This window comes from Pseudomonas sp. KB-10, from assembly GCF_018221585.1.
GTDB classification, from domain to species: Bacteria; Pseudomonadota; Gammaproteobacteria; order Pseudomonadales; family Pseudomonadaceae; genus Aquipseudomonas; species Aquipseudomonas yangonensis.
This window is the reverse complement of sequence record NZ_QYYB01000001.1, coordinates 363,606-380,420: the sequence shown is the minus strand read 5'-3', so window position 1 is coordinate 380,420 and position 16,815 is coordinate 363,606. Positions and strand designations below refer to the sequence as shown.

The window sequence follows — 16,815 nt, the reverse complement described above, 5'->3', positions numbered from 1 at the left end:
GTTTCATCACTGCACCTCCGCCAGTTCGCGCTTGGCGTTCGGTCGCTTGGCCGCTACCTCGGTAGCCTCGATCAACACTTCGGCCACCAGTTCGGCGATGTCCTTGATTTCCGGGCGCGGTGCGACCACGCCTTCGAGCATCGCCGTACATTGCGGGCAACCCACGGCTACCAGTTCGGCGCCGGTTTCCTTGATGTCGACCATGCGCATGTCGGGGATCCGCTGCTTGCCGGGGATATCGGTGATCGGCGCGCCGCCACCGCCACCGCAGCAGCGCGAGCGGAAGCCCGAACGTTCCATTTCCCTGACTTCGATACCGATGGCCTTGAGCACTGAGCGCGGAGCTTCGTACTCGCCGTTGTAACGGCCCAGGTAGCATGGATCGTGGTAGGTGACGCTGCCAGCCTTGCTCTGACCGAGGTTCAGCAGGCCGTCACGGACCAGTTGTTCGATATAGGTGGTGTGGTGCAGTACCTCGTAGTTGCCGCCGAGTGCGCCGTATTCGTTCTTCAACACGTGGAAGCTGTGCGGGTCGCAGCTGACGATACGCTTGAAGCGATACTTGCCCAGGGTGGCGATATTGCGCTTGGCCAGGTGCTGGAAGGTCGCTTCGTCGCCCAGGCGGCGAGCCACGTCGCCGCTGTCGCGTTCTTCCAGGCCCAGTACGGCGAAGTCGACGTCGGCAGCCTTGAGGATCTTGACGAAGGCGCGCAGGGTACGCTGGTTGCGCATGTCGAAGGCGCCATCACCGACCCAGAACAGCACGTCGGTCTCTTGCTTGTCGGCAAGCAGCGGCAGGTTCAGGTCGGCGGCCCAGTTGAGGCGGCCGCCGGGATTGAAGCCGCCCGGGTTGTCGGTGGCGATCAGGTTGTCCAGCACCTCGGCACCCTTGTTCGGGGTGGCGCCCTTCTCGAGGGTGAGATGACGGCGCATATCGACGATGGCATCGACGTGCTCGATCATCATCGGGCACTCCTCGACGCAGGCGCGGCAAGTGGTGCACGACCAGAGGGTCTCGGCATCCACCAGCGCCTTGCCCTGCAGCGACACGATCGGCTGGTGCGGGCCGCCGCTATGTTCGCCCAGCGGCTTGCCGGGGTAGGGCGAACCGGCGAACTTGGCGTCATTGCCACCGGCCAGGCCGATGACCATATCCTGGATCAGCTTCTTCGGGTTCAGCGGCTGGCCAGCGGCGAAGGCCGGGCACATGGCCTCGCACTTGCCGCACTGCACGCAGGCGTCGAAGCCCAGTAGCTGGTTCCAGGTGAAGTCGGTGGGCTTTTCAACACCCAGCGGGGCTTTCGGGTTGTCCAGATCGAGGGCTTTGAGGCCGGTCGAACGACCGCCACCGAAGCGCTCGGCGCGGCGGTGCCAGGCCAGGTGCAGGGCACCGGCGAAGGCGTGCTTCATCGGCCCGCCCCAGGTCATGCCGAAGAACAACTCGGACACACCCCAGGCCACGCCAACGGCGAGGATGACGGCCAGCACCCAGCCACCGAAGTTCTCGGGCAGGATGCCCGCTACCGGCAGTGTGGCGATGAAGAAGCTGGCGGCGAACATCAGCAGGCTTTTCGGCAGGCGCATCCACGGGCCTTTCGACAGGCGCGCCGGCGGATCCAGGCGACGCTTGGCAACGAACAGGGCGCCGACGAACATTAGCACCGTGGCCGCCAGCAGGGCGAAGCCGAGGATACGGTTATGCAGGCCGAAACCGTGCACGACGATGGCCAGCAGCGCCGCGAGAACGAAGCCACCTGCAGTGGCCACGTGGGTCTTGGACATGTACTTGTCGCGTTCGACCACATGGTGCAGATCGACCAGGTAGCGGCGCGGCATCTTCAGCAGGCCGCCGATCCAGTCGACCTTCGACGGTCGGCCGCGACGCCACATGAAAAAGCGCTTGGCCGCGCCAATGACCGCAAGGGCCAGGGCGGCGAAGAGCAGGATGGGGAGAATGGTGTTCAACATCTTGTGGTCTCCTTCGCGGGACCGGAAAACAACACGGTTCAGTCCCCTCGCCCCTGCGGGGAGAGGGTCAGGCAGAGGGGGAGCAGGGACCGAAAGGCACTGCCCGACGGCCCCTCTCCCCCGACCCCTCTCCCGGCTTTCCGTAAAAGAAGCATGGGAGAGGGGAGACCAGCATCAGAAGTCCTTGCACAGGCGCAAGGCGTCGTAGATCGCCGCGTGGGTATTGCGCTGGGCCACGCAGTCGCCGATGCGGAACAGCAGGTAGCCACCGGTCTCGCTCAGGCAAGGCTGAGGCTTGATCGCGAACAGCGCTTCGACGTCGATCTGACCCTTGTTGCGCGAACCTTCCTTGAGGGCGTAGTACAGGCTTTCGTCCGGACGCACGCCGTTCTCCACGACCACCTGGTCGACAACGCGCTCTTCCTTGGCGCCGGTGTACTCGTTCTCGAGTACGGCAACCAGCTTGTCGCCCTCGCGGTAGACCTTCTCCAGCATCAGGTCGCCGGTCATGATGACTTCTTTCGGATACAGGCTGCGGTAGTAGGTGGGGAAGGTGGTCCCGCCCATGGCCACACCCGGCTTGATGTCGTCGGTGACGATCTCCACCTGCGAGCCCTTGTCGGCGAGGAAGTCGGCGACGGACATGCCGGTGAATTCGCAGATGGTGTCGTACACCAGCACGTTCTTGCCCGGTTCGACCTTGCCAGCCAGTACATCCCAGCTGCTGACGACCAGACCCTCGGCAGCGCCCCAGTGCTCGTTCTGCTCGATGAAGGAGTGGCCGCCGTTGGCCAGTACCACGATATCCGGACGCAGATCGAGGATGCTGGCTTCATCGGCTGCAGTGCCCAGACGCAGATCGACGCCCAGGCGAGCGAGCTCCAGCTGGTACCAGCGGGTGATACCGGCAATCTGGTCGCGTTGCGGCGCCTTGGCCGCCAGGGTGATCTGGCCGCCCAGTTGTTCCTGCTTTTCGAACAGGGTGATGTCATGGCCGCGTTCGGCTGCCACGCGGGCTGCCTCCATGCCGGCCGGGCCGCCACCGACGATCACCACCTTGCGCTTGGGCCCGGTGGATTTCTCGATGATATGCGGTACGCCCATGTATTCGCGGCTGGTGGCTGCGTTCTGGATGCACAGCACGTCCAGGCCCTGATACTGGCGATCGATGCAGTAGTTGGCACCGACGCACTGCTTGATCTGGTCGACCTGGCCCATCTTGATCTTGGCGATCAGGTGGGGGTCAGCCATGTGCGCGCGGGTCATGCCGACCATGTCGACGTAACCACCCTCGAGGATACGGGTGGCCTGGTTCGGGTCCTTGATGTTCTGCGCGTGCAGCACCGGCACCTTGACCACTTCCTTGATGCCGGCCGCCAGGTGCAGGAAAGGCTCCGGCGGAAAGCTCATGTTCGGGATGACATTGGCCAGGGTGTTGTGAGTGTCACAGCCCGAGCCCACTACGCCGATGAAGTCGAGCATGCCGGTGGCGTCGTAGTAGGCCGCGATCTGCTTCATGTCCTCATGCGACAGACCATCGGGGTGGAATTCGTCACCGGTGATGCGCATGCCGACGCAGAAATCGTCGCCGACTTCGGCGCGTACGGCCTTGAGCACTTCCAGACCGAATTTCATCCGGCCTTCGAAGGTGCCGCCCCACTCGTCGGTACGCTTGTTCACGCGCGGCGACCAGAACTGGTCGATCAGGTGCTGGTGCACGGCGGACAGCTCGACGCCGTCCAGGCCGCCTTCCTTGGCCCGGCGTGCGGCCTGGGCGTAGTTACCAATGATGCGCCAGATTTCCTCGACCTCGATGGTCTTGCAAGTGGCGCGGTGTACGGGTTCGCGGATGCCGGACGGGGACATCAGGGTCGGCCAGTTGAAACCGTCCCAGCGCGAGCGACGACCCATGTGGGTAATCTGGATCATGATCTTGGCGCCGTGCTTGTGCATGGCGTCGGCAAGATTCTGGAAGTGGGGAATGATACGGTCGGTGGACAGGTTGACCGAGCTCCACCATTCCTGCGGGCTGTCGATGGCAACCACGGACGAGCCGCCGCAGATGGCCAGACCGATGCCGCCCTTGGCTTTCTCTTCGTAGTATTTGACGTAGCGCTCGGTCGTCATGCCGCCGTCGGTGGCGTAGACCTCGGCGTGCGCGGTGGAAAGCACACGGTTGCGGATGGTCAGTTTGCCGATCTGGATCGGCTGGAACATTGCTTCAAAAGCCATTGCGGCACCCTCACGGAAAAGCGGCCTGGGGTCTCTGGTCGGGAGGTGCTTCAGTGCGTGAAGCCCTCCCTCCTGTCTTTATTGTTTAGAGCGGTTTGACGCGGAACAGGCCGTGGTCGTGGCCTTCCTGCGAGGCGCCGTAGACCTGCTCGGCGACGGTGCGGATGCTGCTGCCCTGAGCCTGCAGAATCTGGTCCATAGCGCCGGCGAACCAGCCAGTGAACATGTAGTCGACCGGGCGCCCGCATTTGCCGTAGACGTAGACGAAGGCCGAGTGGTCCAGGCGCACTTCGCAGGTGCCGGCTTCGAGGTCGATCGACTGGATCTTGAACAGACCCCAGCCGCGCTGCGACAGGCGCTTCATGTAATGCTCGAATACCGCTACACCGGACAGGCCATGGCACTCGGCTTCCTTCTCGCACCAGTGCCAGGCGGACTTGTAGCCGGCCTTGTAGAGAATCTCGGCGTACTTCTCGGCGCCGAGCACTTCCTCGATGCCGATATGGTTGTTGACGAAGAAATGCCGCGGTACGTAGAGCATCGGCAGGGCGTCGGTGGTCCAGACGCCGGTTTCGTCGTCAACCAGGATGGGCATTTCGGGGGCGTGGGTGGCCATGTTTGGATAACTCCTGAGTTTGATCGGTAGGAGCGGCTTCAGCCGCGAAGCTTCAAGGCACACCGTCCTGCGGGACGGATCGCGGCTAAAGCCGCTCCTACATGAATTGAATTGAAGAGGACTTACTCGCCCCAGACGTCGGCTAGTACGCGTACCCAGTTCTCGCCCATGATCTTGCGCACCACGCGCTCGGAATGGCCGCGTTTGAGCAGGGTTTCGGTGAGGTTGGGGAACTCGCCGACGGTACGGATACCCAGTGGGTTGATGATCTTGCCGAAGTTGGTCAGGCGACGGGCGTAGCCCTTGTCGTGGGTCAGGTATTCGAAGAATTCCTTGCCGTGGCCCTGGGTGAAGTCGGTACCGATACCGATGGCGTCTTCACCGACGATGTTCATCACGTACTCGATGGCTTCGGCGTAGTCGTCGATGGTCGAGTCGATGCCCTTGGCCAGGAACGGCGCGAACATGGTCACGCCGACGAAACCGCCGTGGTCGGCGATGAACTTCAGTTCCTCGTCGGACTTGTTGCGCGGGTGCTCTTTCAGGCCGGAAGGCAGGCAGTGGGAATAGGTCACCGGCTTCTTCGACTCGAGGATGACTTCCTCGGAGGTCTTGCTGCCGACGTGGGACAGGTCGCACATGATGCCCACGCGGTTCATCTCGGCGACGATCTCGCGGCCGAAGCCGGACAGCCCGCCGTCACGCTCGTAGCAGCCGGTGCCGATCAGGTTCTGAGTGTTGTAGCACATCTGCACGATGCCCACGCCGAGCTGCTTGAACACCTCGACGTAGCCGATCTGGTCCTCGAACGCGTGGGCATTCTGAAAACCATAGATGATGCCGGTCTTGCCCAGCTCCTTGGCCTTGCGAATGTCGGCGGTGGTGCGTACCGGCATCACCAGGTCGCTGTTCTCGCGGATCAGCTTGCTGCTGGCGGCGATGCTGTTGACGGTGGCCTGGAAACCTTCCCACACGGACACGGTGCAGTTGGCCGCGGTCAGGCCACCTCTGCGCATGTCTTCGAACAGTTCGCGGTTCCACTTGGCGATGATCAGACCGTCGATGACGATGCTGTCGGCGTGCAATTCGGCTGGGCTCATCAGGCTTGTCCCCTAATACTGATGCGCCGAGACGGCTGTCGGCGCTTTGGAGAGAGCTTATCCCTGGGGGGCTGGCCGACCCGGTACAAAAACGACTGGGGGTTTGCCGAAAGCGTCAAGCCGAGGTCGCGGACGGATACGTTCGTCCTGCGCACCTCGTCACCTGTAGGAGAGCGGCTTTAGCCGCGATTGTTGACGGGAAGCTTCGCGGCTGAAGCCGCTCCTTCGGGCAGCTTTGCATTCAGGCCGGTCGCTCGTGACGATCCTGGCTGGGGCTGGCGGCGAAACGCCGGCGGTAGCTGCGCGAGAAGTAGGAGGCCGAGTCGAAACCACACGCCAGGCCCACCTCCAGCACGCTGAGGTCGCTATGGCGCAGTAGCTGGCGCGCCTTGTCCAGGCGCAGGTCGAGGTAGAAGGCCGATGGCGTGGTGCCCAGATGATGGCGGAACAGACGTTCCAGCTGGCGCACGCTGATGCCCACCTGAGCGGCCAGCGTCTCACTGGATAGCGGCTGTTCGCACTGGCGCTCCATTTCGCCGATCACCCGCACCAGTTTCTTGTTGTGCAGGTCGTAGCGGCTGGCCACCTGCATGCGCTGGTGATCCAGGCGTGTGCGGATACGGCTGACCACGAACTGTTCCGACACCTGTACTGCCAGCGCCTCGCCGTATTCCTGGCCGATCAGTCCCAGCATCAGATCCAGACTGCTGGTGCCGCCCGCGCTGGTGATGCGCTTGCCGTCGATCTCGAACAGCTCCTGGGTGACCAGTAGCGTCGGGTAGCGTTCACGAAAGGCATCGATGGCTTCCCAGTGCAGCGTCAGACGCTGATGCTGGAACAGCCCCGCCTCGGCCAGTACGAAGCTGCCGGTATCGATGCCGCCGAGCACCGCCAGTTCGGGCTCGCGCCGTTGCAGCCAGTGCGCCAGGTGATGGTCGTAGTGAGCCAGTGGCTCGAAACCGGCCACCACGAATAGCGCCCGGGTTGCGTCCGGCAGTTCCAGCGCACCGTCGACGTTCAGCGACATGCCGTTGCTCGCCAGCACCGCATTGCCGTCCTGGCTGAGCAGGCGCCAGCGGTATAGCTCGCCGCGGAAACGGTTGGCCACGCGCAGCGGCTCGATGGCCGACATCAGACCCATCATGGAAAAGCCGGGCAACAGCAGGAAGCAGAAGGTCTGGGGCATTCGGGTCATTGGGCGGTGTGGGGTATGTAGTCGGGAAATTAAGACGCCGTCATCGTTATTGTGCTCGCAAGTAGTCGGCTAAGGTCAAGAAACAGTCGCTAAAGTGCGAATTATGCGTCGTGATCGAGCGTAAGGTGTTTTCATCGGGAAGCAAGAACCCGAGCACGGTGGGGGCTGCCATGGCCTCTAGAAGAACGAAATAGAACCGCTGTGACACGATGAGGAGCACCCAGATGAAAGGTCTTACCGCACTGGCCGCGTGCTGCACCCTGAGCCTGTTCAGTACATCCCTGCTGGCCGATGAGGCCAGCTGCAAGAACGTTCGCCTTGGCGCCGTCGGCTGGACCGACGTGGTCGCCACCACTGCCGTAGCCAGCGAACTGCTGCACGGGCTCGGCTACGAAACCAAGCAGACCCAGGCCTCGCAACAGATCATCTTCGCCGGTATCCAGAAGGGGCAGATCGATGCCTTCCTCGGTTACTGGAAGCCGATCATGGACGACAACATCAAACCCTTCCTCGACGCTGACGCGGTCAAGGTCGCGGCCGAGCCGTCGCTGGATGATGCCGTGGCCGTGCTCGCCGTGCCCAGCTACACCGCAGACAAGGGCCTGAAAACCCTGGCCGACATCGCCAGGTTCAAGGATGAGCTGGACGGCAAGATCTACGGCATCGAGGCCGGCTCCGGCGCCAATACGGCGATTCAGAAGATGATTGATTCCAACCAGTTCGGCCTCGGCGGCTTCAAGCTGGTGGAGTCCAGCGAGGCCGGCATGTTGGCCGCCGTTGGCCGTGCCGTGCGCAATGAGAAACCCGTGGTGTTCTTTGGCTGGAAACCGCACCCGATGAACCTGTCGATGCAGATCACCTATCTGACCGGCACCGAGGACGTGTTCGGCCCCAACGACGGTGCCGCGACGGTTTCCACCGTGACCGCGCCGGACTACGCCGAGCGCTGCCCCAACGCCAACCGCCTGCTGACCAGCCTGCGTTTCACCAGCGCGCAGGAAGCCGAGCTGATGCAGCCGATCATGGATCGCAAGCAGCCTGCGCAGGTCGCGCGCGACTGGATCAAAGCCAATCCGCAGGTGGTCGAGGCCTGGCTCGATGGTGTCACCACCCTGGACGGCAAGCCCGCCAGCGCGTCGCTGGTCGCCGGCAACTGATACCTAGGCGCCGGTTCGACCGGCGCTGATCCTCTTTGCACAACGCCTGCGGCCCTGCCGTCGGCTTCTGTTCGCCCCCGGAAAGGAATGTCGAAGATGAACTACGAGGTTATCGTCACCTGCGCGGTGACCGGCGCTGGCGACACCGTCGGCAAGCACCCGGCGATCCCGGTCACGCCCAAGGAAATCGCCGCCGCGGCCATCGAGGCGGCCAAGGCCGGCGCCACCGTCGCCCACTGCCATGTGCGCGACCCGCAAACCGGCAAGCCGAGCCGCAACGTGGCGCTGTACCGCGAGGTGGTCGAGCGCATCCGCGAGAGCGACACCGACGTGATCATCAACCTCACCGCCGGCATGGGCGGCGACCTGGAAATCGGACGTGGCGAGCAGCCACTGGAGTTCGGCGCCGGCACCGACCTGGTCGGCCCGCTGGAGCGCCTGGCGCATGTCGAGCAGCTGTTGCCGGAAATCTGCACCCTGGACTGCGGCACCCTGAATTTCGGCGACGGTGATTTCATCTACGTCTCCACCCCGGCGCAACTGCGTGCCGGCGCCAAGCGCATCACCGAGCTGGGCGTGAAGGCCGAGCTGGAAATCTTCGACACCGGTCACCTGTGGTTCGCCAAACAGATGATCAGCGAAGGCCTGCTGGACGACCCGCTGATCCAGCTGTGCCTGGGCATCCCCTGGGGCGCGCCGGCCGACACCACGACCATGAAGGCCATGGCCGACAACCTGCCGCCCGGCGTCACCTGGGCCGGCTTCGGCATCGGCCGCATGCAGATGCCCATGGTCGCCCAGGCCATGCTGCTCGGTGGCAACGTGCGGGTCGGCCTGGAGGACAACATCTGGCTGGATCGCGGCGTGCACGCCAGCAACGGCCAGCTGGTCGAGCGTGCCATCGAGATCATCGAACGTCTCGGCGGCCGCGCCCTGACCCCGGCTGAAGGGCGCGAGAAGATGAAGCTCAAACCCAGACGCTAACGCTGCTTCCTCCCCTCTCCCATTTATGGGAGAGGGGCCGGGGGGCTTGTGTGCATTCCCCGTAGCCCGGATGAAATCCGGGAAAACTTCACCTGCCATGCCCCGGATTGCATCCGGGCTACCGGAGTTCAACCATGACCTTCGTTACCGATATCAAGACCTTCGCCGCTCTCGGCACCGGGGTGATCGGCGCCGGCTGGATCGCCCGCGCCCTGGCCCACGGCCTCGACGCGATTGCCTGGGACCCTGCGCCCGGCGCCGAGGCTGCGCTGCGCACGCGCCTGGCCAATGCCTGGCCGGCGCTGCAGCAGCAAGGCCTGGCCCCCGGCGCCTCGCTGGATCGTCTGCGCTTTGTGAACACTATCGAAGGCTGCGTACGCGATGCCGACTTCATCCAGGAGAGCGCCCCCGAGCGCCTCGAACTCAAGTGCGAACTGCACGCGAAGATCAGCGCTGCCGCGCGTCCGGATGTGTTGATCGGCTCCAGTACCTCGGGCCTGCTGCCCAGTGAGTTCTATGCAGACGCCAGGCATCCCGAGCGCTGCGTGGTCGGCCACCCGTTCAACCCTGTCTATCTGCTGCCGCTGGTGGAGGTGGTGGGCGGTGTGAAGACCGCCCCGGAGGCGGTGCAGGCCGCCATCGAGATTTACCAGTCGCTGGGCATGCGCCCGCTGCATGTGCGCAAGGAGGTGCCGGGCTTTATCGCCGACCGCCTGCTCGAGGCGCTGTGGCGCGAGGCGCTGCACCTGGTCAACGACGGCGTGGCGAGCACCGGCGAGATCGACGATGCGATCCGCTTCGGCGCCGGCCTGCGCTGGTCGTTCATGGGCAGCTTCCTGACCTACACCCTGGCCGGTGGCCCGGCCGGCATGCGTCACTTCATGGCCCAGTTCGGCCCGGCGCTGAAGCTGCCCTGGACCTATCTTGAAGCGCCGGAGCTGACCGAGGGGCTGATCGACGCGGTGGTCGAGGGCACTGCCGAGCAGCAGGGCGAACGCAGCCTGGATGCCCTGGAACGCTACCGTGACGATTGCCTGCTGGCGGTGCTGGAGGCGATCCGTCAGACCAAGGCCAGGCATGGCTTCGAGTTTGCCGAGTAATCGAGTCATTTCCGGTGCGCACGGCGCACCCTACGGCCAGCGCCTGTCTAGCTCCCCTCTCCCGCTTGCGGGGCGTAGGCGGGAAAAGCGAAGCACTGCTTCGCCCGCTGTAGCGCCCTGAGCTCTGTGAAGGGCAGGGGCACAGAGTGGGGGCCGGGGGAGAGGGGCTTTTCAGGAGGCGCATGCATGCTAGCCAAGCCAAGGACCACCCACCGCACCACCGTCTCCCCTGACTGGGTCGACTACAACGGCCACCTGCGCGATGCCTTCTATCTGCTGATCTTCAGTTACGCCACCGATGCCCTGATGGATATGCTGGGCCTGGACGAAACCGGTCGTATCCGCACCGGGCACACCCTGTACACCCTGGAATGCCACCTCAACTTTCTGGCCGAGGTGAAGGAGGGCGAAGCGGTGGAAGTGCGCACGCAATTGTTGGCGCATGACGGCAAACGTCTGCATATCCACCACGCGCTGTGCCGGCCAGGCGAGGCCGTCAGCCTCGCCCAAAGCGAGCAGATGCTGATGAACATCGACAGCGCCGCCGGCCGCGCGGCGCCGTTCGACGCTCAGGTGGCAGACAGGGTCGCGCAGCTGGCCAGCGAGCATCAGGGGTTGCCACAGCCGGCTTGCGTTGGCCGGGTCATTGGCCTGCGCCGTGGCTCTTAGGAAAGACCTGCGTCGCAACCCTTACTTCGGCTTGTACGCGCAATACCCCGGTCGCGGGCCGACCTTGGGGTGATGACGGCAGGTATCCGGGCGCTTGTCGTAGACGGTGCACAGGCGCGTCTTGCGATCGAGGAACAGGCAGTCGTTGTTGGACATGCGGGTCAGGGTGAAGATGCCCGACTTCTGGTTGAAGCGTTCGACCACGCCATCCTTCTGCAGACGCTTGGCGATGTTCTTCGGTGGCTCGCTGCGCTCGAACTCGTCCACTAGCTCCAGGCGGATCAGATCGTTCAGGCGTACTTCAACCGGCAGGGTGCAGCAGCTGGAGATGCAGCTGTGGCACATGTCGGCCGTGTATTTGGCCCAGGTTTCCAGGCGGTCGATCTCGGCTGCGGCTATCAGGCGGGGCTTCATCATGGCTTTATCGTGCGGTCTGCGCCGCTGCTGTCACGGGGCGGCGATGATAGCGGGCGCGCGGCATTTGTGAAGCACCGGCTGGCAGTTGGCTACTTTGCGTTGTGCCTGTGACCTGTGTGGCAGTCGTCTCTCTGTGGCTGGACGCTCGCTGCTCCTATACTGGCAGCCACCTCGGGCTGCCGGCAGGGACGCGAGGACATTTACACAGCGGTAGGACATAACGCATGCAATGGATCTTCATGCTGGTCGGTTTGGTGCTCGGCGCGGGCGTCAGCGAATCCGTCACGGGCGCCATTCTTGGCGGCCTGCTCGGCCTCAGTCTGGGGCAGGCGCTGCGTCTGCAAGGGCTGGAGACGCGCAACGCGCAACTGACCGCACAGCTCAAGGAATTCGCCGAGCGCTTCGACCGCGGAACCCGCGCGATCCACGAACGCCTACTCAAGGTGGAGCAGGGCGAGCGCAGCGAGCCTGGGTCTGCCCCGGCTGCAGCATCTGCTGAACCCCTGGCCCAATCCGAACCTGAGATGCAGCCCGAGCCGGCGATTGCCGAAGAATCCGTGCCGGAGCTGGACTGGACGCTACCGGAGCTGGAGGCCCCTCCTGCCGAACAGCCTGCACCGCTTGCCGCACAGGTCATTGCCGAACCGCAACCGGTTCCCCAGCAAAGTCCCTGGCGCGAACAGGCACCGCGTGAACCGAATCTGATCGAGCGTGGCATCGCCGCCGCCAAGGCCTGGTTGTTTGGTGGCAACACCGTGTTGCGGATCGGCGTGGTGCTGCTGTTCCTCGGCCTGGCCTTCCTGCTGCGCTACGCCACCGAAGGTGTCGAGGTGCCGGTCGAGCTGCGCTACATGGGCGTGGCGGCCAGTGCCCTGGCCTTGCTCGGCCTGGGCTGGTGGCTACGCCGGCGCAATCCCGGTTACGCCCTGGTGCTGCAGGGCACCGGCATCGCCGTGCTGTACCTGACGGTGTTCGCCGCCATGCGCCTGCATCCATTGCTCGACCCCGGCATGGCGCTGGGGCTGTTGGTGGCGGTGACGCTGTTCTCGGCGATTCTCGCCGTGCAGCAGAACGCCTTGGGCCTGGCCGCCGCGGCAGCGCTGGGCGGTTTCGCCGCACCTATCCTGACTTCCACCGGCAGCGGCAACCATGTCGCGCTGTTCTCCTATTTCGCCCTGCTCAATGCCGGCATCTTCGCCATCGCCTGGTTCAGGGCCTGGCGCCTGCTCAACCTGATCGGCTTCGTCGGCACCTTCGGCATCGGCTTCGCCTGGGGCCTGCGCTCCTACACGCCGGAGCTGCTGGGCAGCACCCAGCCGTTCCTGATCCTGTTCTTTGTGATGTACGTGGCCATCGGCCTGCTGTTCGCCCGCCGCACCCTGCGTGACGCAGCGGATGCGCCCGAGGCGCGGGACGAGCTGCTGCGCTGGTCGCTGCGCCGTGGCGACTATGTCGACGCCGCCACCCTGTTCGGCCCGCCGCTGGTCGGCTTCGGCCTGCAGGTGGCGTTGGTGCGCCATATCGAGTTCGCTGCGGCGTTCAGCGCCCTCGGCCTCGGGCTGTTCTATCTGCTGCTGGCGCGGGTACTCAAGGCGCGCGCCGGCGAGCGGGCGCGGCTGTTGGTGGAAATCTGCCTGGCCCTTGGTGTGGTATTCGCCAGCCTGGCCATCCCGCTGGGTCTGGATGCGCGCTGGACGGCGGCGGCCTGGGCGGTGGAAGGCGCCGGTATCTACTGGCTCGGCCTACGCCAGGGCCGGCCGCTGGCGCGCGCCTTCGCCCTGTTGTTACAGGTCGGCGCAGCGCTGGCCTTCCTCAGTGGCCTGGATCTTGGCTACGCCAGTCTGCTCGACGGTTCGCCGCTGGGCGCACTGATGCTCGGCGTGGCGTTGCTGTTCAGCTACTGGCAACTGCGCCGCGAACCTGAGGCGGGCAGCGCCTGGGAGAGGCGCCTGCTGCCCTGGCTCGGCATTGCCGGTCTGGCGTTTTCTCTATCTGATCGCACCGTTGCTGTTCGAGGCCCCCGGCACGGCCATCGCCTGGGCGCTGGCGGGGCTGGCGACGCTGTTGGTCGGGCTGCGCATCGCGGCGCCGAGCTTCGTCTACAGCGCCTTTGCCGTGCAGCTGCTCGGCGGGCTGCTGTTCCTCGGGCAGATGGCGCTGGATTCGCTGTTCGGCGGTAACAGCTTCAAGGCGGGCTGGTTCGGCCTGCTGGCCGCGTCGATGGTCGGTTTCGGCCTGATCGCCGGCATGCTGCTGGCGGCGCGTGATCCGCACATCCGCGAGAACCGCCGGCTGCTCGGCGCACTGTCGGCGATCATGCTGGTGGGCCTGGTGTTCATCAATCTGGCCGTGCTCTTCGTCCTACCCTGGGTCGCAGCCGCTGCGGTATGGGGCGGTACGGGGCTGCTGATTCTCTGGCTGGCGCTGTATCTGCAGCAACGCGCCGCCTTCCTGTTCAGCCTGGCGCTGCAGCTGTTCGCCGGCCTGGCCTTCCTCGCGGCCGGACCGTTGCTGCTGGCAGGAATCAGCGGCGAGGGCCTGTCGCCGCTGGCGCATACCGGCTTCTGGACGCCCGCTGTGCTCGGCCTGGCCGCGCAGATCGGCGCCTGGCGTCTGCACCGCCTGGCGCATGGCGCTCGCGACACGGGCATCGACGGCGTCAGCCTGCAGCGCCTGGGCCAGCTGTTATTGGCCTGGGGCGCGGCTTGGTGGGCACTGGCTGTGAGCAGCGAAGTGCTGCGCTTCGTGGCGCCGGATCTGCAAGCCAGCGCGTTGCTGGTGCTGGCAGCGTTGTCGGTGCTGATCTGGATGCTGCTGGCCCTGCGCACCCGCTGGCGTGAATTGGCGGTGCTGTGCAGCCTGCTGGCGCCGGTGGCCGGGGTGGTGCTGATCCATGCCTGGCATCCGCTTTACCATCCGGCCGCGAACTTTGGCTGGCTGGGGTGGACTGCCATTATCGCGGTGCATCTGCTGGTACTGCGGCGTCTGGCTGAACTGCTGCCGAGCCGCGCTGCCAGCGTCGCCCATGTGCTCGGCTGCTGGCTGCTGATCGGCGTGCTGGCTTTGGAACTGCGCTACCTGCTGCTGAGCCTGGCCGATCACTACAACGCCTGGCGCTGGCTGGGCTGGGCGCTGCTGCCGACGGCCTATCTCTGGGTCATGGCGCAGGCGCGTCGCCTGCCCTGGCCGGTGGCCACTTTCGAGCGCGAATACCGTCTCTGGGCCGCTGCACCCCTGGCGGCATTGATGCTCGTCTGGTTCTGGCTGGCTAACGCCAACAGTGCCGGCGACAGCGACCCGCTGCCCTACCTGCCGCTGCTCAACCCGTTGGAACTCGGTCTGCTGCTGTGCCTGGGCGCGTTGGTGGTCTGGGGGCGGTTCGCCCTGCCACGCTTCGCCCTGGAACCTGCGCGCGCACTACAGATCACTCAGTGTGTGGCGGGACTGTCGCTCTTTGCCCTGCTGACGGTGATGGTGATGCGGACGGCTCATCACTGGGGCGGTGTGGCCTGGGACAGCCCGGCGCTGTTCGATTCGATGCTGGTGCAGGCTGGTTTGTCCATCGTCTGGACCCTGATCGCCCTGGCGCTGATGCTCTTCGGCCACCTGCGCGCGCGTCGCGAGCTGTGGCTGGTTGGCGCCGCACTGATCGCTCTGGTGGTGGCCAAGCTGTTCTTCATCGAGCTGGGCAATCGTGGCGGGCTGGAGCGTATCGTTTCGTTCATCGGTGTCGGCGTGCTGCTTTTGGTTGTGGGTTATTTTGCCCCGCTGCCGCCGCGCAAGACCGATGAAGCCCCTGTGAACGAGGAGTCGCTGTCGTGAGAATGATCGCTGCCTGTCTGGCCCTTGGCCTGTCGCTGATCGCATGGGCACAGGCCGAGGAGCGTCCGCAGGACTATCGCCAACTGCTGCCGCTGACGCTGGATGGGACAGGCCCCTGGTATCGGGTCGAGTTGCCGATGGCCGTGCACTACGCCGCTCGGCATGCCGACCTGCGTGACCTGCGTATCTTCAACGGCGCCGGTCAGGTCCAGGCCTACGCGCTGTTGCCAGGCCAGAGCGAATCGCGCGACGAGGAACAGGAGCACGGGGTGCGCTGGTTCCCGCTGTACGCCGATGCGCAGCACAACGATGTGCCGCGCCTGCGGGTGCAGCGCAGCACCGACGGCACCCTGATCGAATTGACTGGCGACGAACCGGCGCCCGTGCAGCGCCAGTTGCGCGGTTGGTTGCTCGATGCCAGCGCCATCGATGCGCCGCTGGTGCGCCTCGACCTCAACTGGAGCGGCGGTGAGGAGGGCTTCCAGCGTTTCGCCATCGAGGCCAGCGACGACCTGCAGCATTGGAGCCGCTGGGGGGAGGGGCAGGTGGCGCGCCTGAGCTTCGCAGGCGACAGGATCGATCAGCCTCAGGTGGAGCTGCCCGAGCGAGCGGCACGCTACATCCGTCTGCTCTGGAGCAGCCCGCGGCAGGCTCCGGAGCTGGACGCGGTGACGTTGCGCAGTCGCCGCCAGGCGAGCAGCCCGGCGCCGCTGGTCTGGTCCGAGCCGATGCAGGCGCAAGCCACGAGCGATGGACATTACCAATGGCAATTGCCGCAAGCGCTGCCAATCGAACGCGTGCGCATCAATCTGGACGAACCCAACACCTTGGCGCCTGTTTCATTCGCGGCGCGCGCGGCAGAGAAAGACCCCTGGCGAGCGCTTGCCAGCGGTGTGCTCTATCGGTTGCCGCAAGAGGGTCGCGAGGTGCGCCAGGATGAATTGGTCCTGCCGGCCCTGCCGGTGCGCCAGGTGCGCCTGAAGATCGACGCACGTGGCGGAGGCTTGGGTCAGCAGGCACCGACCGCGGCCTTCGCCGTGCGCGCCACCCAGCTGGTTTTCCTGGCGCGCGGCGAGCCGCCTTACCGACTCGCGGTAGGACGCGCCGATGCCACAGCGGCCGCGCTTCCCCTCAGCACCCTGATCCCCGGTAACTCGACCGAGCGTCTGACCTCGCTGGCATCGGCACAGGTCGATGTCGCTGCCGTGCGGTCGGCTGAAGTGAATGTACCGGCGACAGCGGCGACGGATTGGAAGCGTTGGGGACTCTGGGCTGTGTTGTTGCTCGGAGTGGCATTGTTGGCGGCGATGGCGGCGAGCCTGCTGCGGCGTCCTGACAAAGGCTGAGCGCCATGGTCGGGAATGCATGTCATTACTGTTCAAGCCATGCTTTTGCAGTATCTTAGGCAGCGTTCACGGTTGCTTCGGTTGGGAAGTGTCACCGCGTTGTGAGCCGTGAGCAGCTTCGGGCATCAACGCCCTCTACTCTGGTCAGGAAGGCCCGCTTGCGTATCTCGACTCGCTTCGTCGCCTCCTCCGTCACGGGCGTCTGCCAA

At 65.0% G+C, this 16,815-nt stretch carries 11 protein-coding genes and 1 pseudogene; 6 read left to right on the top strand and 6 right to left on the bottom strand.

Features of this window, described 5'->3' with window-relative positions; genetic code table 11:
- Positions 1-6: 6 nt before the first annotated feature.
- From dgcB to DXK50_RS01670, 5 genes are all read right to left on the bottom strand, one after another.
- On the bottom strand, positions 7-1,968 hold the full coding sequence (gene dgcB / locus DXK50_RS01690) for a dimethylglycine demethylation protein DgcB (RefSeq protein ID WP_161865836.1): 1,962 nt from the start codon (positions 1,966-1,968) through the stop codon (positions 7-9).
- A 174-nt stretch (positions 1,969-2,142) separates the two neighbouring features.
- The gene (dgcA, locus tag DXK50_RS01685) at positions 2,143-4,200 is read right to left on the bottom strand and encodes a dimethylglycine demethylation protein DgcA (RefSeq protein ID WP_161865837.1); all 2,058 of its coding nucleotides are present in this window, start codon (positions 4,198-4,200) and stop codon (positions 2,143-2,145) included.
- Between the two features lie 85 nt (positions 4,201-4,285).
- Positions 4,286-4,816 carry a 4-vinyl reductase gene (locus tag DXK50_RS01680; RefSeq protein ID WP_024306595.1) on the bottom strand — a complete coding sequence of 177 codons (531 nt, stop codon included), beginning with the start codon at positions 4,814-4,816 and terminating at the stop codon, positions 4,286-4,288.
- A 122-nt stretch (positions 4,817-4,938) separates the two neighbouring features.
- Positions 4,939-5,916 carry a dipeptidase gene (locus tag DXK50_RS01675; protein WP_212629147.1) on the bottom strand — a complete coding sequence of 326 codons (978 nt, stop codon included), beginning with the start codon at positions 5,914-5,916 and terminating at the stop codon, positions 4,939-4,941.
- A 241-nt stretch (positions 5,917-6,157) separates the two neighbouring features.
- Positions 6,158-7,102 carry a GlxA family transcriptional regulator gene (locus DXK50_RS01670; RefSeq protein WP_212629146.1) on the bottom strand — a complete coding sequence of 315 codons (945 nt, stop codon included), beginning with the start codon at positions 7,100-7,102 and terminating at the stop codon, positions 6,158-6,160.
- Positions 7,103-7,335: 233 nt separating this feature from the next.
- Between DXK50_RS01670 and choX the strand changes: the two genes are divergently transcribed.
- The 4 genes from choX to DXK50_RS01650 all read left to right on the top strand — a co-directional run bounded on the left by choX (position 7,336) and on the right by DXK50_RS01650 (position 11,021).
- The gene (gene choX / locus DXK50_RS01665) at positions 7,336-8,268 is read left to right on the top strand and encodes a choline ABC transporter substrate-binding protein (protein WP_212629145.1); all 933 of its coding nucleotides are present in this window, start codon (positions 7,336-7,338) and stop codon (positions 8,266-8,268) included.
- A gap of 96 nt (positions 8,269-8,364) precedes the next feature.
- Positions 8,365-9,252 (top strand): 3-dehydrocarnitine:acetyl-CoA trimethylamine transferase CdhC, encoded by an 888-nt coding sequence (locus DXK50_RS01660; protein WP_212629144.1) that lies wholly within the window; start codon positions 8,365-8,367, stop codon positions 9,250-9,252.
- A gap of 134 nt (positions 9,253-9,386) precedes the next feature.
- Positions 9,387-10,352, top strand: a complete 966-nt coding sequence (locus tag DXK50_RS01655; protein ID WP_212629143.1) for an L-carnitine dehydrogenase — start codon at positions 9,387-9,389, stop codon at positions 10,350-10,352.
- Positions 10,353-10,538: 186 nt separating this feature from the next.
- Positions 10,539-11,021, top strand: a complete 483-nt coding sequence (locus tag DXK50_RS01650; protein ID WP_212629142.1) for a thioesterase family protein — start codon at positions 10,539-10,541, stop codon at positions 11,019-11,021.
- A 21-nt stretch (positions 11,022-11,042) separates the two neighbouring features.
- Here DXK50_RS01650 and DXK50_RS01645 read toward each other — a convergent pair whose 3' ends face one another.
- Entirely contained in the window at positions 11,043-11,438 is a 396-nt protein-coding gene (locus tag DXK50_RS01645) for a YkgJ family cysteine cluster protein (protein ID WP_011920733.1), read from the bottom strand.
- Positions 11,439-11,662: 224 nt separating this feature from the next.
- On the opposite strand from DXK50_RS01645, the pseudogene DXK50_RS01640 reads away from it, so the two are divergent.
- Both DXK50_RS01640 and DXK50_RS01635 read left to right on the top strand, forming a co-directional pair.
- Positions 11,663-15,260: pseudogene (locus DXK50_RS01640) on the top strand (DUF2339 domain-containing protein).
- A gap of 2 nt (positions 15,261-15,262) precedes the next feature.
- A complete protein-coding gene (locus tag DXK50_RS01635) occupies positions 15,263-16,606 on the top strand; it encodes a DUF3999 domain-containing protein (RefSeq protein ID WP_212629548.1) in 1,344 nt (447 codons plus the stop codon).
- The last annotated feature ends 209 nt before the right edge of the window (positions 16,607-16,815 follow it).